The organism is Cobetia sp. 10Alg 146, assembly GCF_029846385.1.
Classification (GTDB): domain Bacteria; phylum Pseudomonadota; class Gammaproteobacteria; order Pseudomonadales; family Halomonadaceae; genus Cobetia; species Cobetia marina.
In genome coordinates this window covers 52,920-76,665 of the sequence record NZ_JARWKT010000007.1, presented here as the reverse complement: position 1 = coordinate 76,665, position 23,746 = coordinate 52,920, and the positions used below count along the sequence as shown (strand labels likewise).

At 62.6% G+C, this 23,746-nt stretch carries 21 protein-coding genes; 6 read left to right on the top strand and 15 right to left on the bottom strand.

Annotated elements, in window-relative coordinates:
- Positions 1-20 precede the first annotated feature (20 nt).
- Positions 21-1,043: a tRNA-dihydrouridine synthase family protein gene (locus QD172_RS13125; RefSeq protein WP_279856011.1), complete on the bottom strand. Its 1,023-nt coding sequence runs from the start codon at positions 1,041-1,043 to the stop codon at positions 21-23.
- Positions 1,044-1,297: 254 nt separating this feature from the next.
- Between QD172_RS13125 and QD172_RS13120 the strand changes: the two genes are divergently transcribed.
- The 3 genes from QD172_RS13120 (at position 1,298) to QD172_RS13110 (ending at position 4,988) form a co-directional block, all read left to right on the top strand.
- On the top strand, positions 1,298-1,564 hold the full coding sequence (locus tag QD172_RS13120) for an OadG family protein (RefSeq protein WP_084207845.1): 267 nt from the start codon (positions 1,298-1,300) through the stop codon (positions 1,562-1,564).
- Between the two features lie 204 nt (positions 1,565-1,768).
- Complete coding sequence (gene oadA, locus QD172_RS13115; protein ID WP_279855977.1) at positions 1,769-3,598, top strand: sodium-extruding oxaloacetate decarboxylase subunit alpha; 1,830 nt, start codon at positions 1,769-1,771, stop codon at positions 3,596-3,598.
- A gap of 70 nt (positions 3,599-3,668) precedes the next feature.
- A complete protein-coding gene (locus tag QD172_RS13110; protein WP_077377992.1) occupies positions 3,669-4,988 on the top strand; it encodes a sodium ion-translocating decarboxylase subunit beta in 1,320 nt (439 codons plus the stop codon).
- 85 nt (positions 4,989-5,073) lie between these two features.
- Here the strand turns inward: QD172_RS13110 and QD172_RS13105 are convergent, their stop codons facing one another.
- The 6 genes from QD172_RS13105 to QD172_RS13080 form a co-directional block, all read right to left on the bottom strand.
- Positions 5,074-6,189: a metal-dependent hydrolase gene (locus QD172_RS13105; RefSeq protein ID WP_279855976.1), complete on the bottom strand. Its 1,116-nt coding sequence runs from the start codon at positions 6,187-6,189 to the stop codon at positions 5,074-5,076.
- A 50-nt stretch (positions 6,190-6,239) separates the two neighbouring features.
- A complete protein-coding gene (locus QD172_RS13100; RefSeq protein ID WP_084207848.1) occupies positions 6,240-6,824 on the bottom strand; it encodes a DNA-3-methyladenine glycosylase I in 585 nt (194 codons plus the stop codon).
- Positions 6,824-7,228, bottom strand: a complete 405-nt coding sequence (locus QD172_RS13095) for a DoxX family protein (protein ID WP_077378001.1) — start codon at positions 7,226-7,228, stop codon at positions 6,824-6,826. Before QD172_RS13095 ends, QD172_RS13100 begins: the two co-directional genes overlap by 1 nt.
- A gap of 48 nt (positions 7,229-7,276) precedes the next feature.
- Positions 7,277-7,720 carry a GNAT family N-acetyltransferase gene (locus tag QD172_RS13090; protein WP_205632723.1) on the bottom strand — a complete coding sequence of 148 codons (444 nt, stop codon included), beginning with the start codon at positions 7,718-7,720 and terminating at the stop codon, positions 7,277-7,279.
- A 60-nt stretch (positions 7,721-7,780) separates the two neighbouring features.
- Complete coding sequence (locus tag QD172_RS13085) at positions 7,781-8,386, bottom strand: glutathione S-transferase family protein (protein WP_077378004.1); 606 nt, start codon at positions 8,384-8,386, stop codon at positions 7,781-7,783.
- 131 nt (positions 8,387-8,517) lie between these two features.
- Entirely contained in the window at positions 8,518-9,120 is a 603-nt protein-coding gene (locus QD172_RS13080) for a LysE family translocator (RefSeq protein ID WP_077378007.1), read from the bottom strand.
- A gap of 157 nt (positions 9,121-9,277) precedes the next feature.
- On the opposite strand from QD172_RS13080, the gene QD172_RS13075 reads away from it, so the two are divergent.
- Positions 9,278-10,729 carry a PLP-dependent aminotransferase family protein gene (locus QD172_RS13075; protein WP_279855975.1) on the top strand — a complete coding sequence of 484 codons (1,452 nt, stop codon included), beginning with the start codon at positions 9,278-9,280 and terminating at the stop codon, positions 10,727-10,729.
- Positions 10,730-10,749: 20 nt separating this feature from the next.
- Here the strand turns inward: QD172_RS13075 and QD172_RS13070 are convergent, their stop codons facing one another.
- The 4 genes from QD172_RS13070 to QD172_RS13055 all read right to left on the bottom strand — a co-directional run bounded on the left by QD172_RS13070 (position 10,750) and on the right by QD172_RS13055 (position 15,593).
- Positions 10,750-11,886: a methylated-DNA--[protein]-cysteine S-methyltransferase gene (locus tag QD172_RS13070; RefSeq protein ID WP_279855974.1), complete on the bottom strand. Its 1,137-nt coding sequence runs from the start codon at positions 11,884-11,886 to the stop codon at positions 10,750-10,752.
- Positions 11,887-11,979: 93 nt separating this feature from the next.
- Positions 11,980-12,504 carry an acyl-CoA thioesterase gene (locus QD172_RS13065; protein WP_077378016.1) on the bottom strand — a complete coding sequence of 175 codons (525 nt, stop codon included), beginning with the start codon at positions 12,502-12,504 and terminating at the stop codon, positions 11,980-11,982.
- A 262-nt stretch (positions 12,505-12,766) separates the two neighbouring features.
- The gene (locus tag QD172_RS13060; protein ID WP_077378019.1) at positions 12,767-14,077 is read right to left on the bottom strand and encodes a short-chain fatty acid transporter; all 1,311 of its coding nucleotides are present in this window, start codon (positions 14,075-14,077) and stop codon (positions 12,767-12,769) included.
- 169 nt (positions 14,078-14,246) lie between these two features.
- A complete protein-coding gene (locus QD172_RS13055; protein ID WP_279855973.1) occupies positions 14,247-15,593 on the bottom strand; it encodes an MATE family efflux transporter in 1,347 nt (448 codons plus the stop codon).
- 242 nt (positions 15,594-15,835) lie between these two features.
- On the opposite strand from QD172_RS13055, the gene QD172_RS13050 reads away from it, so the two are divergent.
- Positions 15,836-16,177, top strand: a complete 342-nt coding sequence (locus QD172_RS13050; protein ID WP_205632724.1) for a hypothetical protein — start codon at positions 15,836-15,838, stop codon at positions 16,175-16,177.
- Positions 16,178-16,334: 157 nt separating this feature from the next.
- On the opposite strand, the gene QD172_RS13045 is transcribed toward QD172_RS13050, so the two are convergent.
- The 4 genes from QD172_RS13045 to QD172_RS13030 form a co-directional block, all read right to left on the bottom strand.
- The gene (locus QD172_RS13045) at positions 16,335-19,265 is read right to left on the bottom strand and encodes an MASE3 domain-containing protein (RefSeq protein ID WP_167592960.1); all 2,931 of its coding nucleotides are present in this window, start codon (positions 19,263-19,265) and stop codon (positions 16,335-16,337) included.
- 461 nt (positions 19,266-19,726) lie between these two features.
- Entirely contained in the window at positions 19,727-19,984 is a 258-nt protein-coding gene (locus QD172_RS13040; protein WP_077378030.1) for a YfhL family 4Fe-4S dicluster ferredoxin, read from the bottom strand.
- Positions 19,985-19,994: 10 nt separating this feature from the next.
- Positions 19,995-20,504: a pantetheine-phosphate adenylyltransferase gene (coaD, locus tag QD172_RS13035; protein ID WP_077378212.1), complete on the bottom strand. Its 510-nt coding sequence runs from the start codon at positions 20,502-20,504 to the stop codon at positions 19,995-19,997.
- A 209-nt stretch (positions 20,505-20,713) separates the two neighbouring features.
- On the bottom strand, positions 20,714-22,588 hold the full coding sequence (locus QD172_RS13030; protein ID WP_279856010.1) for a beta-ketoacyl synthase: 1,875 nt from the start codon (positions 22,586-22,588) through the stop codon (positions 20,714-20,716).
- A 466-nt stretch (positions 22,589-23,054) separates the two neighbouring features.
- Here QD172_RS13030 and QD172_RS13025 point away from each other — a divergent pair, with 466 nt between their 5' ends.
- Positions 23,055-23,744 carry an SAM-dependent methyltransferase gene (locus tag QD172_RS13025; protein ID WP_176494265.1) on the top strand — a complete coding sequence of 230 codons (690 nt, stop codon included), beginning with the start codon at positions 23,055-23,057 and terminating at the stop codon, positions 23,742-23,744.
- Positions 23,745-23,746: the final 2 nt, after the last annotated feature.

Sequence of the window (23,746 nt, the reverse complement as noted above, 5' to 3'; positions counted from 1 at the left end):
CTTTTTTTGTTTCGGACGGATCAGGCGAGGGCGGGCAAGTCGGCGGATTCCGGCATGTGGGTCACCGATGTCAACAGACTCGGCGCCAATGCCAGCGAGGTACCTGCAACCAGACCGGTGAAGAATTCGGCGCGCCCCTTGTGGCGCTTGATGGCCTGGAAGCGACGTTCCGCTTCCTCGTTGCCGCTCTGGCGCATCATGTTCATCCACTGCTTGAGCAGCGGCACCATCACCTTGTCAGGCAGATGGGCGCAGCGTTCGGCGTGGGAGAGCAGCACCTGTGCACGCTGTGTCCAGTCCGTCTCGGGCAGCAACTCCCCGGTCATCTGCCAGTGCTTGATGCGCGCCGCGAGGAAGGGGTCGGCCAGGGCGGCACGCCCCAGCATCACATCGCGACAGCCGGACAGTGAGCGAGCCCGCCAGTAGCAGGGCATGTCCCAGATGTCCCCATTGGCAACGACCGGAATGGAGAGTTCGGACGTGATCTTGCCGATCCATTCCCAGTGCGCTGGCGGACGATAGCCTTCCTGTTTGGTGCGCCCATGCACGACCAGCTGCGTGGCGCCCCCGGCCTGGGCTGCCTGAGCGCATGCCAGTGCCAGGCGACGGTCGTTGAAGCCGAGGCGAATCTTGGCCGTGACGGGTACCCCGATGCCCTTGAGGGCATCGCGCACGCCCTCCACCGCACGAAAGACGCGGTCCGGCGAGCGCAGCAGGGCTGCGCCTCCGTCGTGACGGTTGACGGTCTTGGCCGGGCAGCCGAAGTTGATGTCGACGCTGGGTGCCCCCAGGCGTGCCGCGACGCGAGCGTTGATGCCCAGCGCCTCGGGGTCGGCACCCAACAGCTGCAATGCGACCGGTGTGTCGTGTCGTGTGCGTGCCGTCCGTGTCGGGGAGGCTTCCAGCAGCTCCGGGCAGATACGCTTGAAGACGCGAGGCGGTAGCTTGACATGCGTCACGCGCACGAATTCCGTCACACACCAGTCATAGCCGCCAAGGCCGGTGAGACATTCGCGCGTGATGTCATCAATCACGCCTTCCATCGGCGCGATGCCGATGCGGCCAGCCCGCGCGAGGGCTTGTGGGGTCAACGATGGTGTCATTGCAATTGCCGTGGAATCAGGCACTTTAAAGCGATCAACAAGCACTGAATGCCGCTGCATGGGGTGTCGACAGTGGCCAGCGACGCAACGGCGTGAACGCTTGGACGTGTCGAGCATCATCGAAGGCATGGGCAATCATCGCTCATGCCGCACCCTGATTGGCGCGATGACGAGAATGACTCGAGGACACTGGCATGCAAGAGAATGATCTGCTCGGTGAAGGCTTGAACCTGATGGTGTTCGGGATGGGGTTCGTGTTCGTGTTTCTAAGTCTGCTGGTAGTCGCCATGATGGCGATGGCCAAGCTGGTGGACCGTTTTGCGCCCGCGCCGCTACCGGCTGCACCGCGCACGACGCGCGCGCCTGTCTCGGCGGCACCTGCAGCAGAGGATGACAGCGAACTGACGGCTGTCATGGCGGCGGCGATTCACCGCTTTCGCCAGGATCATCACAAGCACTGAGATGTCGCGGAAGTCGTCGGTGCTGCTGGTACTCTCGGAGCGCCGGAGCGACACCGCAGCGAGAAAGCGGCGATTCTATCATGAGCCGTCCGGTGGGGAGACCACCTCTCGAGTGCAATATTCTGTGTGGCAGGCGCAGTGAAAGGCAAGCCTGCCGCCACGGCAGAACCCGATATCCACATTATAAAGAACAAGGGATCACTCATGGACAAGCAACCGCTGGGCATCACGGATGTGGTACTGCGCGACGCGCATCAGTCATTGCTGGCCACGCGCATGCGCCTCGATGACATGCTGCCGATCGCCGCCAAGCTGGACGACATCGGCTTCTGGTCGCTGGAGAGCTGGGGCGGCGCGACCTTCGACGCCTGCATCCGCTACCTGGGCGAAGACCCCTGGGCGCGCATTCGTGCCTTGAAGGAAGCGATGCCCAAGACTCAGCAGCAGATGCTGCTGCGCGCCCAGAACCTGCTCGGCTATCGTCATTACGCCGATGACGTGGTGGATGCCTTCGTCAAGCGTGCCGCGACCAGCGGTGTCGATGTCTTCCGTGTCTTCGACGCGATGAATGACCCGCGCAACCTCGAGCGTCCGCTCAAGGCGGTGCTGGATCAGGGCAAGCATGCCCAGGGCACCATCTCCTACACCGTGAGCCCCGTGCACACGCTGGAGATGTGGGTGGAGCTGGCGCAGAAGATCGAGTCCATGGGGGCTCAGTCGCTGGCGATCAAGGACATGGCGGGCCTGCTGACGCCGTATACCGCCTTCGAGCTGGTCTCGCGCCTCAAGGCGAGCCTGTCGATCCCGATCCACATGCAGTGCCATGCCACCACCGGGCTTTCCACCGCCACGGCTCTCAAGGCCATCGAGGCGGGCATCGACAACGTCGACACCTCCATCTCCTCGATGTCGATGACCTACGGCCACAGCCCGACCGAATCGGTCGTCGCGATGCTGGCAGGCACCGAGCGCGATACCGGACTGGACCTCGAGAAGCTCGAGGATATCGCGGCCTACTTCCGCGAAGTGCGCAAGAAATACGCGGCATTCGAGGGCAGCCTGCGCGGTATCGACTCGCGCATTCTGGTCGCCCAGGTGCCGGGTGGCATGCTCACCAACATGGAAGGCCAGCTCAAGGAGCAGGGCGCCGGTGACAAGCTGGATGACGTGCTCGCCGAGATTCCGCGCGTACGCAAGGACCTGGGCTACATCCCGCTGGTGACCCCGACCTCACAGATCGTCGGCACCCAGTCGGTGATGAACGTGATGATGGGCGAGCGCTACAAGTCGATCTCCAAGGAAGTGCAGGCGCTGCTCAAGGGTGAATATGGCGCGGCGCCGGCACCCTTCGACAGCGAACTTCAGTCCCGCGTGCTGGAAGGCGCCGAGCCGATCACCTGCCGCCCGGCAGACAACCTGACGCCGGAGATGGAGCGTCTGCGTGAGGAGCTCAAGGCCAAGGCCAGGGAGGAAGGTATCGCGCTGGAGAGCGGCGAGCGCGAGACCGATGACGTGCTGACCTACGCGCTGTTCCCGCAGATCGGCCTCAAGTTCCTGCGCAACCGTGGCAACCCGGATGCCTTTGAGCCCGCCCCGCAGGCTGTCGATGACAAGGCATCCAAGGCCGCCGCAGCGCCGGTCTCTGGTGCTCCGGCCGTCAGTGCTCAAGGCGCGTCGAGCGGCCCGCAGACCTACACCCTGAACGTCAACGGCAAGCAGTATGTCGTCGAGGTTGCCGAAGGCGGAGACATCACCCAGGTGCAGGCCAGCGAGCCTGCGGCATCGGCTCCGGCAGCCGCGGCATCTGCCGCCCAGGCCGCCTCCGGTGAGCCGGTGAATGCGCCGTTGGCGGGCAACATCTTCAAGGTCAATGTCGCCGTCGGTGACAGCGTGGCGGAAGGAGATGTCGTGATCATTCTCGAGGCCATGAAGATGGAGACCGAGATCCGTGCCCACCAGGCCGGTACCGTCTCCGCGGTGAAGGTCAAGGAAGGCGACAGTGTCAGTGTCGGCGACGTTCTGATCACCCTCTGAGCCGGTGTGTCCGGCCCGTCGGCATGCACGACGGGCCGGTCGGTGATGCTCCTCTGCAAGGCGACACGACATGGACAAGATACTCAACCTCTGGCACGGCTCGGGGCTCTACAACATGAGCTTCGGCCAGCTGGCGATGATCGTCATCGGCCTTGGCCTGCTTTATCTGGCGATCCGCAAGAACTTCGAACCCCTGCTGCTGGTACCGATCGGCTTCGGCGGCATTCTGGCCAACATTCCGGAAGCCGGACTGGCGCTGTCTGCTGCCGAGCAGGCGGCGCATCTCGGCAAGCCGGAGCTGCTGGCTTCGATGGCCAATCTGCTCAACGTCAACATCGCCAGCCTGCCGCTGGATGAGGCGCGCCACGCGGTGGAGCAGGCACTGCATGGCGAGATTCCCGCAGTGCTCAAGCAGCAGGCCAGCAACATGGCGCTGGATGGTGGCTTCTCCAACGGCATGCTGTACAGCTTCTACAGCGTGGCGATCGCTTCCGGCATCGCGCCGTTGGTGATCTTCATGGGCGTTGGGGCGATGACGGATTTCGGTCCGTTGCTGGCCAACCCCAAGACCCTGTTCCTCGGGGCGGCGGCGCAGTTCGGCATCTTCGCGACGCTGTTGGGCGCGGTGGCGTTGACCTCGATGGGACTGATGGACTTCAGCCTGCAGCAATCGGCGGCCATCGGCATCATCGGCGGTGCGGACGGCCCGACCTCCATCTACGTCGCCAGTCTGCTGGCACCGGAGCTGCTGGGGGCGATCGCCGTGGCGTCCTACTCCTACATGGCACTGGTGCCGATGATCCAGCCGCCGATCATGCGCGCGCTGACCACCGCCAAGGAACGCAGCCTGGTGATGACGCAGCTGCGTCCGGTCTCCAAGACCGAGAAGATCCTGTTCCCGCTGGTGCTGTTGATCATGGTGGCGATGCTGCTGCCGGACGCCGCACCGCTGCTGGGCATGTTCTGCTTCGGTAACCTGATGCGCGAGTGCGGTGTGGTGGAGCGTCTGTCGGATACCGCCCAGAACGCGCTGATCAACATCACTACCATCTTCCTGGGACTGTCGGTGGGCTCCAAGCTGCAGGCCGACAAGTTTCTGGCGGTGGAGACGCTGGGCATTCTGGCCCTCGGCGTGGTCGCCTTCGGCATCGGCACGGCCTGCGGTGTCTTGATGGCCAAGCTAATGAACAAGGTCTCGAAGACGCCGATCAATCCGCTGATCGGGTCGGCCGGTGTCTCGGCGGTACCGATGGCGGCACGTGTCTCCAACAAGGTCGGGCTTGAGTACAACCCGCACAACTTCCTGCTGATGCATGCGATGGGGCCGAACGTGGCCGGTGTGATCGGCTCGGCGGTGGCCGCTGGGGTGATGATCAAGTACCTCGGCTGATCCTGTCCGCAGTACTGATACGACAACGCCCGCCATGGCTTCCATGGCGGGCGTTGTCGTCTCTCGGGCCTTCATCAGCGGCGCTTTATCTTGTCTCGGTCGAGGGGCTGGAGGGCGTGGCTGAGACGGTGCGCTGGCCTGGCTGCATGCGGGATGCCGGGTCATGGATGGCTTGCCAGAGGCTCAGCAAGGCAGTGCGATCGACACGCTGACTGGGCAGTCGCTGGCTGTCGTCCAGAGAATGCCATTCACGTGTGCTGGTCTGGCGGGCCAGCGCGAAACGGAAGGGGTGGTAGCCGGGCGAGCCCAGGCGGGTATCGGTCACCGCCAGCAGCGTCTCACCCTCTGATGTCCGCTCGCGGCTCGCCCGCAGGTAGGGCGCGGCGAACCAGCGCAGACGCTGTCCATCCTCAAGCTTCCCGACCTCGGCATCCAGCGCTGGCTGGCGCGGGAAATCCCGTCGCGCCAGTGCCATCAATTGCTCGTCGGAATCGAAGACACCGACCATCCACTCGTGATCCGCCAGCGGCGTGACCACGCTGACCCGCCATAGCAGGCTGTTGAAGGGCGTGGGCTGCACCATGCGTGGGGCGTCCGCGAATCCCTGACTGGCCAATACCGGCGCCATGCGATGTTCCACCCAGCTCTTGGCGGCCAGCCCCCAGCCGAGATAGAGGCTCGAGAGCATCAGGCCAGAGACCAGCAATCGTCCTGCGTGGCCGCGTATGGCGACCCACAGGCCGGTGATCAGCAGCGGCAGGGTGTAGAGCGGGTCGATGATGAAGATGCTGGCCAGGCTCACCGGTCGGCTTGGCCATGGCCACAGCAGCTGGGTGCCATAGGTGGTGAAGGCATCCAGCAGCGGGTGCGTGATCAGGCACAGCAGGCAGTAGGCGATCAGGCGGCCACGCCCCAATGGTGCCAGGCGTGGAAGATGGGCGAGCAACCAGCCGAGCAGAATGCCCAGCAGCCCCAGTACCGGCAGGGAATGGCTGAAGCCGCGATGATGGGTGTAATTGGCGACGGCGTCACCGTAGTCGATCATCACGTCGAGATCGGGCAGGGTGCCGAGTGCCGCTCCACCGAGTAATGCATAACGGATGGCAGCGCCGCGGCTTTCGACGGGCAAGCGTCGGATGGCGGGCGCCATGACGGCACCGCCCACGGCGGCTCCGAGGCAGATCTGGGTAAGGGAGTCCATCGGCGGGCTACCTGCGAGAGGGAAGGGGGAGTGAAGAGGACGAGCTGGTGTCAGGCATCCGCATGGATCGCCTCCAGAGCACCCGGCTCGGCCCAGCGCGGGCCGGCGTCCAGCACGCGAGCCTGTACCGGACAGTCGTCACGATGACAGCCCGGCAGATAGCCGCAGCTCATCAGCAGCTCGTTGACGATCTCGGGACCAGTGAAGCGGAAGGTCTTCTTGAACAGCTTGACCCAGGCGGACAAGGGTTGCGGATGATGGGCATCCAGCCATTGGAGAAAGCTGCCGTGCGAGTCCTTCATCTGCAGTACCACGCCCGCGTTGTGGATCACGGCATTGACCTTGAGGCGGTTGCGGATGATGCCGGCATCGCTCAACAGGCGCGCGCGCTCTTCATCTCCATAGGCGGCGATACGCGCGATATCGTAATTCTCGTAGGCCTCGCGAAAGGCCTCGCGCTTCTTGAGTACCGTCAGCCAGGAGAGGCCGGCCTGGTTGATCTCCAGCACGAAACGCTCGAACAGTACCCGGTCATCGCTGACCGGGAAGCCGTATTCGTGATCATGATAGGGACCATGAATCGGGTGCTGGGGAGCATTCTCGCAATAGGTGCTGGCAGTGACGACGTCGGCCATCAGTCCTCCTGCACCGCGAAGCGGCCACTGCCGAGAAAGACGACGGCCAGTGCGCTGGCGAGGAAGAAGCCTTGCAGTTCCAATGCCCAGCCACCGGACGATGACAGGCTCAGCAGCTGCCCCATGTGAGCCACCGCAATGGCGAACAGCATGTTGGCGACGACGATCAGGCCGGCGATGCGGGCGTGCACGCCGAGGATGAGCATGATGGGCGCAATGATCTCGCCGATGTAGACCCCATAGGCCACCACGCCTGGTATCCCCATCTTCTCCAGCTCGCCGGCGATCCAGCTCAACGTGCCGCCATCACCGAGCAGTTTCGAGAGGCCGTGGAACAGCAACAGCAGTCCCAGAGTCAGGCGCAGGATCAACTTGCCGAGGTCATCATTTTCGAGAAATTGCACGTCAGAGCTCCTTGCTCAGCGAGGGTTGCGGGAAATCAGCGAGAGAGGTCAGGCGTTGGGGTCGTCCACCAGCAGGCGCGAGAAGCGCACGATCTCGGCATTGCGATTTGCCCAGCCCAGACGCTCCCAGAAGCGGTGGGCCTCATGATTGTCATGCAGGGTATCCAGGTGCACCTTGTCGATGCCTTCCTGTGCCAGGGCGTCCAGGCAGCGCTCGACCAATGTTCTCGCGATCCCCTGGCCTCGCATGTCCGGGGCCGTCATCACATGTTGCAGGTAGCCGCGCTTGCCATCATGCCCGGACATGGCACATCCCACCAGCCGCACGCCGGAGAAGGCCAAGTGGCTCATGCCGGGGTTGCGGATCAGATAGCGCTCGACGGCGGCATACTCATCCGCCTTGCGGATCACCACCCCCGGGGTGGCCTCCATCATGTGCATGAAGGCCGAGTGGTCGGCGGGTGTCATGGGGCGATAGGTGACGGGTAGCATCGACGAGCCTGTCATGGAAGGTGAGCCGGTGGTCGCTGGGGCTGCCAGCTGGAGAGGATATCAGTCGCGCGGGATATCGAAATGGCCCGGGCGCGCCGCGACACGTGCCAGCCACGCCTGTATGGCAGGATAATCATCCAGCGCGAAACCGCCTTCATCAGCGACATGCGTATAAGCATAAAGGGAAATGTCGGCGATCGTGAACTGATCCCCTACCAGCCAGTCATGTTCGGCGAGATGGTGCTCCATCACCCGCAGGGCACGCTTGCCGCCCTCCTGCTTGGCGGCGTACTCGTCACGGCGTTCCTCGGGCAGGCCGAGGTAGCGATTGATGAAGCGGGCAGTGGCGATGTAGGGCTCATGGCTGTATTGCTCGAAGAACTGCCACTGCAGCACCTTGGCACGCAGGAAGGGGTCACTCGGCAGATAATCGCTGCCATCGGCGAGGTAGTTCAGGATGGCGTTGGACTCTGACAGTGTCTCACCGCGATGCAGCTCCAGCAGCGGGATCTTGCCATTGACGTTGCGGGTCAGGAATTCCGGCGTGCGAGTATCGCCGGCCAGAATGTCGACTTCGATGTAATGGTGATGGCGTTCGAGAAGGTGCAGCAGCAGCTCGACCTTGTAGCAGTTACCGGAGCGGCGATCACCATAGAGCGTCAGCATGGAGGAGCATCCTGTGCAGGCGTGTAAAAAGCGTCCTGACAGTCTAGCGAACATCGCGAGGGAAAACAGTGGCGATGCGAACAGTGTTCGATATCCGTGATGTACTGCCGTCCCTCGCAGGCCAGCGACGATCAGCCCAGGATGAAGATGACGCAGGAGGCCGTCAGTGCCCCCATCACGCGGTTGAAGATCCTCCAGGCGCGATCGGTATTCAGCAGACGCCCGATGGCGGTGCCGAAGCCTGCCCACAGGGAGATGCAGGGCAGCGCCACCAGTTCCGCGAAGCTCGCCAGCAGGATCGCGTTGAGCCACACCGGCCCGTCTTCCGGGAGAAAGCCCGCCATCAGTGCGATACCCATGACCCAGGCCTTGGGGTTGGCGAACTGGAACAGCGCGGCTGCCAGAAAGCTCATCGGCCGTGCATCCTGTCGGCTCGACAGGTCGGGTGGTGGGGCCATGGCAATCTTCCAGGCCAGATAGAGCAGATAGCCACTCCCCAACACCTTGAGCAGTGTCTGCACGATGGGGTAGCGCTCGAAGACCAGTCCCAGTCCCAGCGCGATGCCGATGAACAGCACTAGGCAGCCGATCATGATGCCGAAGATATGCGGCAGGGTGCGCCAATAGCCATGATTGGCTCCGGAGGCCGTCAGCATGACGTTGTTGGGCCCCGGTGTCAGAGTCATCGACAGCATGTAGAGCGTGGCTGGGGCAAGAAAGGCGAGGGATTCCATGGGTGTCCTTCAGCGTGTGGGGCGTTGGCGTGATGCCGCATTATTGTATGGGTGCAATTGTGATGGATGTCGGCACGTTCCAGCATTTTATGGCTTGTTGGTGCCATGTTTTGAGCATAATCTGATGACAATTACCGTCAACAGGTTTTTTGTCACCATGACAATATGGACTCCGACACTTGATCCCACCCTGCCGCGCTATCGTGCGCTGGCGGAGGCCATCCGCCTCGATATCGCCTCAGGCCTGCTCAAGGAGGATGAGCGACTGCCGCCGCAACGCCGACTTGCGGATGCGCTGGGCGTGACGATCGGTACCGTGACACGCGGCTATGCCGAGGCCGAGCGACATGGGTTGGTCAGGGCGCGTGTGGGGAGCGGAACCTACGTCAATGCGCCGGTCAGCGCGGGGCCTGTGCCCGACAGGCGCTTCGGACATGCCTTGCATGCCAAGCCATCATTCGGGATCGCGGCGGAGTCAGATGACTCCCTTTCGGCATCCTCTGGTGTGATGGATCTCACCATGAGCCTGCCACCGCCGCATCCGGCGCGGCAGCAGGGGATGGCGGCGGCACTGACCGCGATCAGCCACTCCCCCGAGGCATTGGTGCGGAGTGTCGAATACCAGAATGAATTCGGGGTGGGCAGTCATCGCCAATTGCTGGCGAGCTGGATGAGCGAGCTCGGCATGCCGGTCGAGCCCGAGGAGCTGATGCTGACGCAGGGAGGGCAGAATGGCATTACTCTCGCGCTGTCGGCCTTGCTGGCCCCCGGAGAGGCGGTGGTCACGGGAGCGCTGACTTACCCCGGACTGATCGCCGCGACTGCTGAGCGGGGCCTGAAGCTGCTGCGAGTACCGCTGGATGAGGAGGGCATGGATGTCGAGGCTCTGGCGCGGCTGTGTCGCCAGCAGGTGCCCAGGATGGTCTACGTGATGGCCGAGCAGAACAATCCGGGCGCGGCGCAGTTGTCTCATGCACGGCGCGAGGCCCTGGTCGCCCTTGCGCGCCAGCACGATTTCTGGATTCTGGAGGACGGCGTGCAGTATCTGCCGAGGGAGGAGTGCGGGACTCGTCTCTATCAGATGGCGCCTGAGCGCACCCTGTATGTCTTCAGTACCTCCAAACTGCTGGCTGGCGGTCTGCGTCTGGGCGTATTGCGCGCCCCGGTGGAAGTGCTGTCCCGGATTGGCGCGGTGCTGCGCAGTCACAGCTGGATGGTGGCACCGCTGTTGATGGAAACGGTCTGCGCCTGGCTGACCAGTGGCAATGCGACACAACTGGTGGACTGGCAGGTGGAGGAGATGCGGGCGCGCCAGCGACTGGCACGTACTCTGCTGGGGGAGTGGACGCTCTCTTCGCGGCCTTCATCGTTCGATCTGTGGCTGGTGCTACCCGAAGGGCAGCGTAGCCAGGCTGTGGTCGAGTCATTGGCTCGGCGCGGGGTACATGTCACCAGTGCCGAGCCTTTCTGTGTCGGCAATGAACCTCCACCACAGGCATTGCGGCTGTGCCTGAGTGCCGCCGAGAATCGTGAGGTCCTGACGCGGGCCCTGGAGATCGTCCGTGAGGTGCTGCATGCCCCGCCGCCGTTGCGTTGCACGACGCTCTAGCCGCTGTGCGCTGGCGAGCCTCATGATCTGCCGGAGGATTCGGCCTCCTGAGCCAGCCTTGCCTGCTTGAGTTCCACTCCCCAGCGATAGCCACCGAGACCACCATCACCCCGCACCACGCGGTGGCAGGGCGTCAGCAGGGCGAGGGGGTTGGCACCGCAGGCATTGGCGACGGCGCGGCTGGCAGTGGGTCGCCCCAGAGCTTCGGCCAGTTGCCGGTAGGTCAGGGTCTCGCCGCTCAGGGTGGTATTCAGTTGCTGCCAGACACGCAGCTGAAATGCGGTACCGCGCACATCCAGCGGCAGCTCGATGAAGAGCGTCTGGCTCGTCTGTGGAGTCTCGCAGAGTGCCAGCAGGCGTGCACCGAGCATTGCATGCAGTGATTGCCCTGCCTCGTCGTCGGGTGTCACCTGTTGCCAGTCAGCCTCTGGCAGACGAGCTTCCAGAGCACTCTGCCCAGCATCACGGCTATCCGTCAGCTGGATGGCCACCACTCCACGTTCACTGAGCGCGGCGCTCAGCCAGCAGTGATGCTCGGGCATACCGAAACTGCATGGCCAGTGCATCGCCAATAGTGTCTCGCCACTGCCTCCTTTCGAACGAGCGCTGGGTGTCATGCCACCGGCGCGTGCATGGGCACGGCTGGTGGAGCGATAGCCTGCCGTGAGGATGGCGTCGGTGACACCGCGCCCTTGTTCGAGCAGATCATGAAAGCGCAGCTGGCGCAGTCCGCTGGCATAGTCGCTGGGCGACAGGCCGAGCCAGGCCTTGAAGCGGCGCTGAAGGTGAGAGCTGCCAAGGCCCGTGAGGATGGCCAGACGGCTCAGTGACGGTGTCGGCCGGCTCTCGGCGACGGCGGCTTCCAGTTGCCGACAGACGGCGATGAGCCAGTGTGGCATGTCGGGGATCTCGCGGTTGTCCGAGGATGAATCCGTCTCTGGGTGACAGCGACGGCACGCGCGTAGCCCGGCTGCATGCGCGGCGCGGGTGTCAGGGAAGAACCTGACATTGTCACGCCGTGGAGGCGGTGAGGGACAGCCGATACGGCAGAAGATGCCGGTGGTGATCACGCCATAGCGCAGTGACTCACCGGCAATCGACTGGCGAGCCAGCAGGCGTTGCCAGATGGCGTCTTGTGCCGCTCGTGAAGGAGTCATCGTTCGTCTCGCGGTGACGGAGTTCCGCCCAGTATCGCCACGTGGCGACTACCTCGCACTCCGCATCTTGCACTGGCTTTCGAGATCGGTGTCTCAGAATTCCATCGATTCCTGGCGCTTTTCCTCTTCCTCGGCCTGCTTGCGCAGCTTCTTGCGAATCGCGGCCTTGTGGAAGCGCAGTTTCTGCTCCTGGGTTTCCAGGTTCAGTGGCGGCACCGGAACCGGATTGCCGTCCGGATCCACCGCGACCATGGTCAGGTAGCAGCTGTTGGTATGACGAATCAGGCGACCCTGGATGGACTCGGCGACGACCTTGATGCCAATTTCCATCGAGGAGCGGCCGACATGATTGACGGAGGCCAGGAAGGTCACCAGCTCGCCGACGTGAATCGGCTGCTTGAAGCGCACCTGGTCCACCGACAGAGTGACGACGTAGCTGCCGCTGTAGCGGCTGGCACAGGCGTAGGCGACTTCATCCAGCTTCTTGAGAATGGCGCCACCGTGCACCTTGCCGCTGAAGTTGGCCATGTCCGGTGTCATCAACTCGGTCATGATCAACTGGTGCTGACCGGGGAGGGCGTCATTGAGGGTGGCCTGATCAGGTTGGGTGTCATTCATGCAGGAATCCTTGATGAGCGAGTCAGGGTCAGAAAGGCTCGAGTGACCCTGGGGACGGGTATCGGAGCGGGATGATTCTTGTCCCTGACAGTCTGAGGGATTCGGCGTCACTTGGCACCCTGTGAGCGGCATATCAGCACTCTCTGAACGACCTGGCCCCCGAAGAATCACTCCCCGGGGGCCAGGTGGCATGACGTTGCGAGGGGCCAGGAGTCGTGGCGTTCGAACGTCTCGTCAGAGATATTTCGTCACGGCGACCTTCTCATAGAAGGGTCAGCCCCAGTGAGATGATGATACCGGTCACCAGCAGCTGCACCAGACAGAACCCCATGATGTCCTTGGCCTTCAGGCCCGCGATGGCCAGGACAGGCAGTGCCCAGAAAGGCTGCAGCATGTTGGTCCAGGCATCGCCCCAGGCGACGGCCATCGCGACGCGTGGCAGGTCGGCACCCAATGCCTGGGCGGCAGGAATCATGACCGGTGCCTGAACCGCCCACTGCCCACCACCGGAAGGTACGAACAGATTGACGATACCGGCACTGATGAAGGACCAGAACGGCAGGCTCTCGGCGCTGGCGATCGACACGAATCCCTCGGAGAGGGTAGTCGCCAGTCCGGACTGCACCATGATGGCCATGATGCCGGCATAGAAGGGGAACTGGATGACGATACCGGCGCCGCCCTTGATGGCCTCGTTCAGACTGTCCAGCAGCTTGCGCGGTGTGCCATGCAGCACGATGGCCAGGAACAGGAAGCTGAAGTTGATCACGTTGAGATTCAGGCCACCGCCACGAATCACGAAGTGATCCACCAGCCAGGCGAGGCCGAACAGCCCCACGACCCAGGCGAGGATCGGTGAGTTCTCGAGACGCTCGGCGGGACGAGGCTGGTCGCTGATCTCGGTGGGCTTTTCCTCCAGCAGGGCCGGATCCACGTACACGCTTTCCTTCTCGAAGGGCATCATGGCGCGATTGACCAGCGGCATGATGATCAGCAGCGCCGCGACGATGGCGATATTGAAGAAGGCAAAGATGGTGTCCGAGGTGGGCACGATGCCGATGCTCTCCTCGGTGAAGTGGCCCGCGGTGGCGATGGTCAGCGGAATCGAGCCCGAGATGCCCGCATGCCAGATCACGAAACCTGAGTAGGCGCTGGCGATCAGCAGCCGGTAATCCACCTTGATCATCTTGGCCAGCTGCTTGGCGAACAGTGCACCGATCACTAGTCCGAAGCCCCAGTTGATCCAGCTGGCGATCAGCGAGACGAAGGTGACCAGCATGATGGCACTGCCAGGCGTTCTGGCCAGCGAGGCGATGCTGGCCAGGCCCTTCTTCACCGGCGGCGTATTGGCGAGCATGAACCCCGAGATCAATACCAGCAGCATCTGCATGGAGAAGGTCAGCAGATTCCAGAAGCCATCGCCCCAGTAGCGCATTACCTCGGCGGGGGAGCGTTGCTCGATCAGCATGGCGGCTGCGGCCGCGACGACGGTCAACAGCAATACGAAGATATAGGGGTCAGGTAGATAGCGCTCGACCAGCTTGACGGCTGGCCGGGATAGCGATTGCAGCATGTGATGCTCCCTGTGGCTTTTTATCGGTATGGGAGTTGGGTTGGCATGCTCACATTAGTCTATCCGATAGCAGTAGAGTATCGCGCGATGGTCGAGGGGTAGGGCTCCGATGCGCCTGGCGAGCACTTCATCGCTGGATCAACACAGGGCGTGCTCTGCTCGGTAGGGTTCAGCGCCAGTGGTGACGGCGATGATGCAGATAGTAGCCGCCGAGCACGACAGAACGAACGCTGGTAAACAGCAGGAACGCCAGCCACAGGCCATGATTTCCGAAGCTCTCGAGCAGGGGCCACAGTCCGATGAATGCCAGCAGGGAGACCACCAGCGTATTGCGCATTTCACGTGTCGCCGTGGCACCGATGAAGATCCCGTCCAGCAGGTAGCTCCATACGGCCACCAACGGCATGGCGACCATCCAGGGCAGATAGGTGATTGCCAGTTGTCGTACCTCGGGCAGGTCCGTCAGCAGGGCGATCATCTGCGGGCCAAGGAGCCATAGCAGCAGGCTTGCGGCGGCGGCAGTGACCAACGAGAAGCGTGTAGCCGCCCTGACGCTGCGGGTGAAGCGCTGCCAGTCTCCCTGTCCCACGGCGCGGCCGACCTCGGATTCAGCAGCCTGCGCGAAACCATCGAGCCCGTAGGACGTGATCATCACGAATTGCAGCAGCACGGCATTGGCCGCCAGAGTCTCGTCCCCGAAGCTGGCTCCCTGGGACGTGAAATAGGCCGTGGCGCCCAATAGACACAGGGTGCGCACGAAGAGGTGCTGATTGACGCGGATCAGTACGCTCCAGGCGGACAGTGATAACAGGGCGGCGCGATCACTGTGACCCGGCATGCGGGAGAGTTGACGTGACACCAGCCACAGGCCGGCCGCCAACCCGCAGTAATCCGCGATCACACTGGCCAGGGCCACGCCATCACTGGTCATCCCCAGGCCTGGGACGAAGGCGAGATCCAGCACGATATTGAGCACATTGGTCAGCACCAGGATACCCAGCGTCACCCGTGAATTCCCCAGGCCCAGAAACCAGCCCAGTATCACGTAATTGATCAGTACGGCGGGTGCCGACCACAGGCGAATGCTGGCGTAGTCATGGGCCAGTGCGCGAGTGGTCTCGCTGGCCTCCATCAAGCCCAGGCCCAGCGAAATGAGCGGCGAGCCGAGCAGCATCAGCAGCATGCTGATGGCCAGTGCCAGCAGAATGCCCTGTCCGAGCAGCGTTCGCAGCCGGTCGTGATCGCCACGGCCATGTGCCTGGGCCGTCATGCCGGTCGTGCCCATGCGCAGGAAGCCGAAGCCCCAGTAAAGGAAGCTGAACAGCACCGCGCCCAGCGTGACGGCACCCAGATAGATCGCATCTTCCAGATGCCCGACCACGGCGGTATCCACCAGTCCGAGCAACGGCACCGAGATATTGGAAAGGATGATCGGCCAGGCGAGCTGCCAGAGATGGCGGTCGGTGCGAGCGGCCGATGGAGAAGAGGAGGCGGCTTGTCGTGAAGAATCGGTCATTGGGGATCGTTGCCGTAGTGGGTGATGCTGAATCAGTAAAAGGAGCAGCGCGGGTGACGCGGCGTGAGTCCGTTGGCGTTGACCACAGCATGAGGGTAGAGAGCTGGGCGTATGGCTTTCGGAGCGCTAATCTAGAGAACGTGAGATGGATGACACGGCTTGTCAGGCGCTGGTGGTGCTTGCCCCAGTGTATAGACTCATAACAGGGACGCTTGGAGCGTCCATACGCAAGGGACCTGAGCATGAAATCCATGATTTTTCAGTCGGGCATGTGGCTGCGCAACGGAATCGCGGCTGCGGGCATGACACTGATGCTGGCATCTCCCGCCTATGCCATCGAGTTGCCCAGCGAGCAGGGGGATGATACTCCGAGTGCCGGCATGATGGTGGCTGATGCGCTTGTCGGGCGCCCTCTGCTGTTGGCGACGACGGTCGTGGGGGCAGCGCTGTTTGTCGTTTCGGCTCCGTTCGCGGCCATGGGGCAGAATATCGATGAGACTGCTCGTGTGCTGGTGGCTACACCGGCGCAGGCAACCTTCGCGCGCTGCCTTGGCTGCAAGACGACGCGTGTTGACTGGGACTGACTCCCGCTGGGGGGCGACTTGAAGCATCGCCTGTCCAGAGCCATGCAGGAATGTGACAAGACCCCGCACACGACACCGCCGGCCATCATGGCCGGCGGTGTCGTGTGCGGGGTCAGCGGAAAGAGGCTGAACTCGAGCGCTGCAATATCACGAGGCCTCATCTGGGAGAGGACGTGACTCGACGGTCTTCGGTGGGGGGCAGATTGTTGAAGCACAGAACGCGTTGACGGCCCGAGCGCTTGGCCTGATAGAGCGCGTTGTCGGCCATGCTGAACAACGTGTCGGTCGATTGGCTGTCGTGGGGAGCATTGGCGACGCCGGCGGAGAAGCTCAGCCCTGTCAGCTGTCCCAGGGTGTCATGCTCGAAACTTTCTTCCCGGAAGGCTTCAAGGATGGCTTCGACGCGTGCGCGTGTCACGGCAGCGCTGGCCCCCGGCATCAGAATGACGAACTCTTCCCCACCATAACGGCAGGCTTCATCCGAGCTGCGCAGCGACTCGCGGATGATGCTGGCGAGGCGAGACAGAACCTGGTCCCCCATCTCATGACCGTAGGTATCGTTGACCTGTTTGAAGTTGTCCAGATCCAGAACTACCAGTGAAAGGGGGTTGCCGATGCTGGCTTCTGCCAGTTTCTGTGGCAGCACTTCATCTAGATGCCGGCGATTGTAGAGTCGAGTGAGGGTGTCCCGACGTGCCTCATGGGCCAGCCCCTGTTTCAGTTGCAGGTCAGCCAGCGCCAGCATGATCAATTGACAGACGTCCTCTGCCAGCGGGCGGAGGTGTTCCTGACTCTCGCTGTCAGAAGGGATCTGCAGCGTGAAGTTGCCGATCACCGTATCCCCGACGCTCAGTGAGTGATTGAGTACGCAGACTTCCGTGGGAGCCGTCCCCCACTGGATATGTGTCTTCTGCTGGTGATCCGCCGGATCTGCCAGTTGCAGCGTGCCCTCGCAGCCGGCGAACAGGCTGGGCAGGCGCACATTGAGCTGGGTGACGATCTCGTCCAGTCGTGAGCAGGTCAGCAGGCGTTCCGAAAGATGATGGATCTGGGTGCGGCTCTCCGAGAGGCGCGACAGCTTGAGATTGGCGATCTGGAGGTCTCGTTGCGCGCGTTTGCGATCCGTGATGTCGTGCACGATCGAAAACAGCAGCGTGCGGCCATTGAGGTCAACCGGGCCTGTGAAGATCTCGACGTCACGCAGTTCGCCGTTGGCCAGCTGATGGCTGGCTTCAAAGTGGTTGTCAGTACGGTTGACCACCGAACGGATGCGCTTCGAGAGCGTCTGGCTTGCCAGCACGTTGATGCGTCCCAGGGGCATGCCACACATCTCACCGATGCTGTAGCCGTAGAAATCGGCGGCGACCGGGTTGGCATCGATGATTTCAGCCAGTTCCGGGTCGATCAGCAGCTTGATGGCGTTGCCGGTACTGAAGACTTCCTGGTAGAGCGTCGCGTTCTCCTCCAGCAATTCGATGGCGCGGCGACGGTCCTCGATGTTGTTGACCAGCACCAGGGTGCGATCCTCGCCTTCAAGCGGAGTAAGGGTGACTTCCGCCCAGAACAGATGCCCGCGCGCGGTCTGCATGTGGTATTCGTCCTGGAAGTTGCCGCCCTCGCGCTGGAGCTGCCCCCAGGCACGCTTCAGGCGACTGACTTCCTCGAGGGAGAACAGCCCCCAGAGGGACTGCTGGAAGAGCTCGGCTTCACCTCTGCCCAGCAGGTTGTGCATGGCGGAGTTGGCATCGACGATGGTGCCGCTGCAATCTGCCACGATGATGCCCACGGGGGCCGAATGGTAGATGGAGCGCAGCCGTGCCCGACTGGTGATCAGGCGTTGCTGCTGTTCCTTGATCCAGTCGATATCGCTGTGAGTGCCGATCATGCGCAATGGTCGACCGTCCGGTGAGCGTTCGACGACTCTTCCCTGATCCAGAATCCACTTCCATTCGCCGCTGCGGGTCAGCATGCGATGCTCGTTGCGGTACTCGACGCTGTGCCCCTCGAAGTGTTGCTTGAGGTCTTCCAGCGTCCGCTGCATGTCGTCAGGGTGTATGCGCGATTTCCATTCGTCGAAGCTGCTGCCAATGTCCTCTTCTTCATAGCCCAGCGTCGCTTTCCACTGCGGAGAGTAGAAGACCTGATCGCTGTCCTGCTTCCAGTCCCAGACACCGGCGCCTGAACCTTCCAGCGCGAACTGCCAGCGCTGTTCCGCTTCTGCCAGCGCACTGCTCATGTCCTTGAGTCGCTGGTAGGGGTAGACCAGGCGTGAGGAATAGATGGCGTGGTAGAGCATGCCGTAGGCGGCCACCTTGTACAGGTGCCCCAGGAGATTGAAGACGTCGTGGGCAGTGGCATACAGGGTGAAGCAGAGCTCCGAGAGGCCAGTGGCAAGCGCGGCGACGGCCAGCCAGCTGATGTTGGTGCCCTCGGGCAGACGTCGGGAGCTGAGCAGCAGGATCGCGGCGATCAGGGATCCGATCGCCAGTACCCATTCGTAACCGATCTTCCACGCCGTCAGGCCGCTTCCGGGGATGAAGGTCGCGGGGAGGTAGTCAAGATGATAGAGCCCTACCCAGCTGACCAGCAGGCCAATGACAAGCGTCAAGACGAACGCCAGTGGCAGCCGGCGGCGCGTCATCGGGCGTGAGGTGATCAGGCAGGGTGCCAGCAGCGCCACGACGAAGGCCGTCCGCCCCGCCAGCCAGAAGTGGATGGCTTTCTGTACCGACGCCTCACTGACGAAGTTCGGCATGCCGTCATAGCTGAAGATATGAATCAGGTCGAAGAAGGCCGAGAGCAGAAAGGCACAGCCCATCACCACGAAGCTGACGGGGACCGTGCTGCGATGGCCCTGGAAGATGGAAATGGCCGCCATCGAGGCGACCAGTACCGCACCGATCTCAAGCAGTGAATGCGGGATGAGGTATTGCGCGACTGACGTGAAGATATCGGGGCGTGGCAGCAGGATCAGCAGCACCATCAAGACCAGCATTCCGGCCAGACCGACCAATCCCGAGGCGGGAAGTGGAGTATGGGCTTTGAAGGCTGGCATTTTCAGGGCTGACGGCAGTTGGCGTGATGACATGTGCATTCCGTGCGCGTGAAGGGCGATCGGTGACTGTATCCCTACAGGATAGAATACTTCTGTTACTGTGTACTAACAGAAATTAACCGATAGTCGCGCTATCCACCATCATATTCTTTATCGCTGATGAAAGTGCGAGGCGCCTGCCTCCCGGGAAGTCGCGCAAGGTGAGCCGTCCTGCACGGTGTCAGCGGCTGACCGCTGGTATTGAGACTCGTGCGGTCATCGCACATCGCGAAGCACGCAGGATGGAAGAGGTTGAAAAGAGAGAAGAGTGAAGGGAGAAAACAATAGAAGAGAGACGAGCAAGCGGGAGTAGAAAGGAGAGGCGACAGGACAGGAGGGAGAGGAATGCTGCCAAGGAGGGAGTCAGGACATGGCTTCTACAGGCGTTGCAGGAGTGTCAGTCCACCACGAGCGCCTGACAGGGGCAGGCGCTCGTGGTGGCGGGCAGGTGCAGATCAGTTGCCCAGCGCTGCCGTAATGATCTGGTACTTCTCCATCAACTCTTCCTGGCTTTCCTTGTTGGCCGGGTCGAGCGGGATGCAGTCAACCGGGCAGACCTGCTGGCATTGCGGCTCATCGAAGTGGCCGACGCACTCGGTGCACAGGTCCGGGTCGATGACATAGATCTCTTCACCCGGCGAGATGGCGCCATTGGGACATTCCGGCTCGCAGACGTCGCAGTTGATGCACTCATCAGTGATGATCAGGGCCATGGTGGTGTCCTCAGCTTGTGGCGGTGTCGGCGCCGGGCGGATTGAAGTGGCTGGCAAGAGCCTCGGCCACTATCGGGTGCACCAGACGCGACACATCACCCCCGTGTCGCGAGATTTCGCGCACGATGGTCGATGAAATATAGGAGTTCTGCAGTTCCGGGGTCAGGAACAGGCTGTCGACGTGCGGCGCCTGTGCCCGGTTCATGTTGGCCAGTTGCAGCTCGTACTCGAAGTCGGATACCGCGCGCAGGCCGCGCAGAATGATACGCGCATTCTGCTGTTCCAGCAGCTCCGTCAGCAGACAACTGAAGCCGATGACCTCGACATTGTCGAGATGCGAGAGAATCTGTCGGGCAAGCTCGATGCGCAGTTCCAGTGGAAGGGCGGGTTGCTTGCTCGGGCTGTAGGCGACCGCGACGATGACCTTGTCGAACAGGCGAGCACCACGCTCGATCAGGTCGGTATGGCCATTGGTGATCGGATCGAAGGTGCCAGGGTAGACGGCAATGTTCTTGGGCATGACGAACTCGTGCTCTGTCAGCGGGCCATCGCGGACGGCCTTGCTGCAATGGACGACGAAGGGTGAGAAGCCTGCGCTCTGGTCTTGGTGCAAGACGCCTGCGGGCAACGAGCGAAAGCTGGTGGCCAGTCCGAGTGTAGAACCCCCAGCCTTGCTGTGGCCAGCAGGCTGGGGGAGCGCTCTTCACGGCAGTCGCTCACGAGGTGTCGCTAGAGTGACCCGAAGGGGTTGTCGACCTTGAGAGAGACGGCTTTCGCGTATCCCGGAATGCGGATCTCGCGATCAGTGATCTCAAGCTCCGGCCCTTCCAGCACACCCTCGCCGAAGCGGTAGGTCGGCGTGAATTCACCGCGCTGCGCCTTGTCCAGATAGTCCGCCCGACGCTGCTCACAGAGGCCGCTGCGCTCACGCCAGGCCGCCAGGGCGTCGTCACCATGTCGCGCTGTCAGCAGCTTCAGCGTGACATCGGCCGACAGCACCACGCCGCTGGCGTTGTTGCCACCGAATCCCTTGGCATTGATGAAGGCGACATCGGCCGAGAATTCGCGAGCTTCGCGTCGGATGTCGAGATGGCTGTGATGGACGTCATCGGCGATGGCATCCAGCGTCGGAATGCCCGGCAGAATGCCGGTGGTCATGCTGCCGAGTGCCGAGACCGTCTGATCACCCGCCGCGCTGCCCTGGCTGTGGCCGACGAAGGTCTTCACCGCCACGACAGGCCATGCTTCGATACCGTTGGCCCGCGCCACTTCGTTGAGCACATGGGATTCGGTCGTGCGGTTCTTCGGTGTGGAGGTGGCGTGCGCATGCACGAAACTGCGCTGGCGTACGCCTTCATCACCGACGATGTCTCGCGCCAGCGCCACCGCCTTGCTCAGCGTGATGTAATTGCCGACGCCCGGTGCCGAGATGGACCGCTTCCAGCCATCCGCATTGACGAAGACATCCGGGACACTGCCCAGGATGCGAGCGCCGGTCTCCAGCGCCAGCTCATCCGCCATCAGAATCACGAACTGGGTCGCTTCGGCGATGGTGAAACCGCAGTTGCGCGCAAAGGGACGGCAGGCTTTCTGGTAATCGCTGTCAGTGAGGACTTCCAGCGCATCGAGGGCCTTGAGGCTCTCGTCATCGGCCAGCGCCCCCATGCTGCGGAACCCTTCAATGACTTCCGGCGTGATGGGCGCATCCGCCGTGCCTACCATCACCACGCGACGGCGTCCGCTGCGGATGTCATTCAGGCCCAGCTTCAGGTTGTAGAGGAAACTGGCGCAGGCACCCATCGCGGCACCGGCTCCCCCGACATTGCCAAGCACATAGGCATTCAGGAAGTCGGCCGGCATCTGGGCATAGCCCAGCGGCATCTGCTTGGAGGTGGCGCGCTCGCCGGCCACGAAGGACTTCATCAGTCCGCCCCAGCCTTCAGTGTCCATCTGGCCGATCGAGTTGCCGGCATAGACGGCAATGTCGTCGGGGTCGAGGCTGTCGCGCAGCGAGTCCCAGTCAAGTCCGCTGTCGCCGAGGCAATCACTGGCGCCGAAGATGGTCATCGACAGGCCGCGAGGGTGATGCACGCTGCGGTAGAGCTGCTCCGGCGCGAAGCCGCTGGGCAGCTGACCGGCGGCGCGGACCAGTGCCCTGCGGTTGTCCGGCAGAAGAACATCGAATTCGCCTGCCGGCACCGTGACTTCGACGCGACGATTGTCCAGCTCGCGGATCTGCCACGCGGCGGGTGGCTGCTCCGGCAGCTGGCGGCTGCGCAGGGTGAAGCTCAGGTCCTCGGTCAACGTCAGGCGTGACTGGCGGTTGGCGGGAATCCCGGCGTCATTGAAGCGTTCGTCTTCGATGCGACGAATCAGGGAATGTGCCAGTACCTGCTCTTCCAGACGAGCCGCGAGTGCCTGTGCCTCGGCGGGCTGGCCTTCGGCATCGAACCACTGACCCTGCTCGTCGCAGCGGGCGAGATTCATGAGCGATGCAAGGCCCAGCAGGGTCTCCTGGCGGTCCGTCTCCGACAGAGTCTCGAGCACCGTGCGCCGGAAGGCTTGATGACCCGAAGTCCTGCCGGCGGCGTTGACTCCGCCCATGCCGACGATCACCGGTAAGTGTGACAAGCCGCTTTCCTCGTGAAAAATGCTGTGAGTCGTTGGTCTGGGCGACGCCTCTGCGGGCATTCGTCCAAATGATGCCGCGATGATAACACCCCCTCAATACAGGCGTCATGCACCCTGCTCTCAGGCTGCGGCGCTAGCGAGGACTCGCTGCGAACACTGTGCGATATCCTGCGTTGCAGGGTAGGCCATTCCACCGAGGTCCTGGGTCACGAAAAAAGATCAATCGTTTGTTTGATTATGGGCGTGACGGATGAGATGCTTCAGGGGCTGTTTGAGTCGCTAGAGTTGGTGTAGGCGCGTGCCGAGAGGCATGCGCCTTTTTTTGTGCATTGCCTGCCGGCGCTTGCCGCCAGACCGAGCGGGGCGCGGCGGATTCCCGAAAGAGGAATCTGCTAGAATTCCCTCGTCCATTTTCTGCTCGCCTGCCACCGGAATTCCGATGTACGCCAACTCCCGTCAGATCGACTCTCCCCAGACCGGCCCCCACGAGGACATCGAGCGGCGCGTACGCCGTGCGATGGCACATCCGCTGCGCAAGCCAGTCGCGGAGCACACGCGTGAGGCGTTTGAACAGGCGCAACGCTGGCTGGCGGAACAGGACAAGCCCTTGTGGCTGGACAGCGGCTGTGGCGTCGGGCGCTCGACCCGCCTGTTGGCACTGGCCCATCCGGATCATGCGGTGATCGGGGTCGATCGCAGCGAGGACCGCCTCACTCGCAAGCACGGCGAGCTTCCGGACAACGCGTTGCTGGTACGTGCTGATCTCGTTGATTTCTGGCGTCTCGCACTGGCGGCAGGCTGGGCGCCGGCTCATCACACCCTGCTGTATCCCAATCCCTATCCCAAGGCGCGTCACCTCAAGATGCGCTGGCAAGGCCATCCGGTATTTCCGATCATCATGGCATTGGGCGGTCGGCTCGAGTTGCGCACCAACTGGCAGATCTACGCACTGGAATTCGCTCAGGCCATCGGTCATGCCACCGGTGTCGAGGTGACGGCAGAGGCCTTTGTCCCGCACGGCGATTATCTGACCCACTTCGAGCGCAAGTATCATGAGTCCGGTCAGGCGCTGTGGCGCCTTGAATGCCAGCTCGAGCACACGCCTGAGCGTTACCCCCTGCAGGTGTGAGG

What these genes read in the sequence shown, in the direction of transcription:
- QD172_RS13125 (WP_279856011.1), bottom strand. Translation starts at nt 1,043, where the DNA reads ATGGAAGGCGTGATTGATGACATCACGCGCGAATGTCTCACCGGCCTT.
- QD172_RS13120 (WP_084207845.1), top strand. Translation starts at nt 1,298, where the DNA reads ATGCAAGAGAATGATCTGCTCGGTGAAGGCTTGAACCTGATGGTGTTC.
- oadA (WP_279855977.1), top strand. Translation starts at nt 1,769, where the DNA reads ATGGACAAGCAACCGCTGGGCATCACGGATGTGGTACTGCGCGACGCG.
- QD172_RS13110 (WP_077377992.1), top strand. Translation starts at nt 3,669, where the DNA reads ATGGACAAGATACTCAACCTCTGGCACGGCTCGGGGCTCTACAACATG.
- QD172_RS13105 (WP_279855976.1), bottom strand. Translation starts at nt 6,189, where the DNA reads ATGGACTCCCTTACCCAGATCTGCCTCGGAGCCGCCGTGGGCGGTGCC.
- QD172_RS13100 (WP_084207848.1), bottom strand. Translation starts at nt 6,824, where the DNA reads ATGGCCGACGTCGTCACTGCCAGCACCTATTGCGAGAATGCTCCCCAG.
- QD172_RS13090 (WP_205632723.1), bottom strand. Translation starts at nt 7,720, where the DNA reads ATGCTACCCGTCACCTATCGCCCCATGACACCCGCCGACCACTCGGCC.
- QD172_RS13085 (WP_077378004.1), bottom strand. Translation starts at nt 8,386, where the DNA reads ATGCTGACGCTCTATGGTGATCGCCGCTCCGGTAACTGCTACAAGGTC.
- QD172_RS13080 (WP_077378007.1), bottom strand. Translation starts at nt 9,120, where the DNA reads ATGGAATCCCTCGCCTTTCTTGCCCCAGCCACGCTCTACATGCTGTCG.
- QD172_RS13075 (WP_279855975.1), top strand. Translation starts at nt 9,278, where the DNA reads ATGACAATATGGACTCCGACACTTGATCCCACCCTGCCGCGCTATCGT.
- QD172_RS13070 (WP_279855974.1), bottom strand. Translation starts at nt 11,886, where the DNA reads ATGACTCCTTCACGAGCGGCACAAGACGCCATCTGGCAACGCCTGCTG.
- QD172_RS13065 (WP_077378016.1), bottom strand. Translation starts at nt 12,504, where the DNA reads ATGAATGACACCCAACCTGATCAGGCCACCCTCAATGACGCCCTCCCC.
- QD172_RS13060 (WP_077378019.1), bottom strand. Translation starts at nt 14,077, where the DNA reads ATGCTGCAATCGCTATCCCGGCCAGCCGTCAAGCTGGTCGAGCGCTAT.
- QD172_RS13055 (WP_279855973.1), bottom strand. Translation starts at nt 15,593, where the DNA reads ATGACCGATTCTTCACGACAAGCCGCCTCCTCTTCTCCATCGGCCGCT.
- QD172_RS13050 (WP_205632724.1), top strand. Translation starts at nt 15,836, where the DNA reads ATGAAATCCATGATTTTTCAGTCGGGCATGTGGCTGCGCAACGGAATC.
- QD172_RS13045 (WP_167592960.1), bottom strand. Translation starts at nt 19,265, where the DNA reads ATGTCATCACGCCAACTGCCGTCAGCCCTGAAAATGCCAGCCTTCAAA.
- QD172_RS13040 (WP_077378030.1), bottom strand. Translation starts at nt 19,984, where the DNA reads ATGGCCCTGATCATCACTGATGAGTGCATCAACTGCGACGTCTGCGAG.
- coaD (WP_077378212.1), bottom strand. Translation starts at nt 20,504, where the DNA reads ATGCCCAAGAACATTGCCGTCTACCCTGGCACCTTCGATCCGATCACC.
- QD172_RS13030 (WP_279856010.1), bottom strand. Translation starts at nt 22,588, where the DNA reads ATGGGCGGAGTCAACGCCGCCGGCAGGACTTCGGGTCATCAAGCCTTC.
- QD172_RS13025 (WP_176494265.1), top strand. Translation starts at nt 23,055, where the DNA reads ATGTACGCCAACTCCCGTCAGATCGACTCTCCCCAGACCGGCCCCCAC.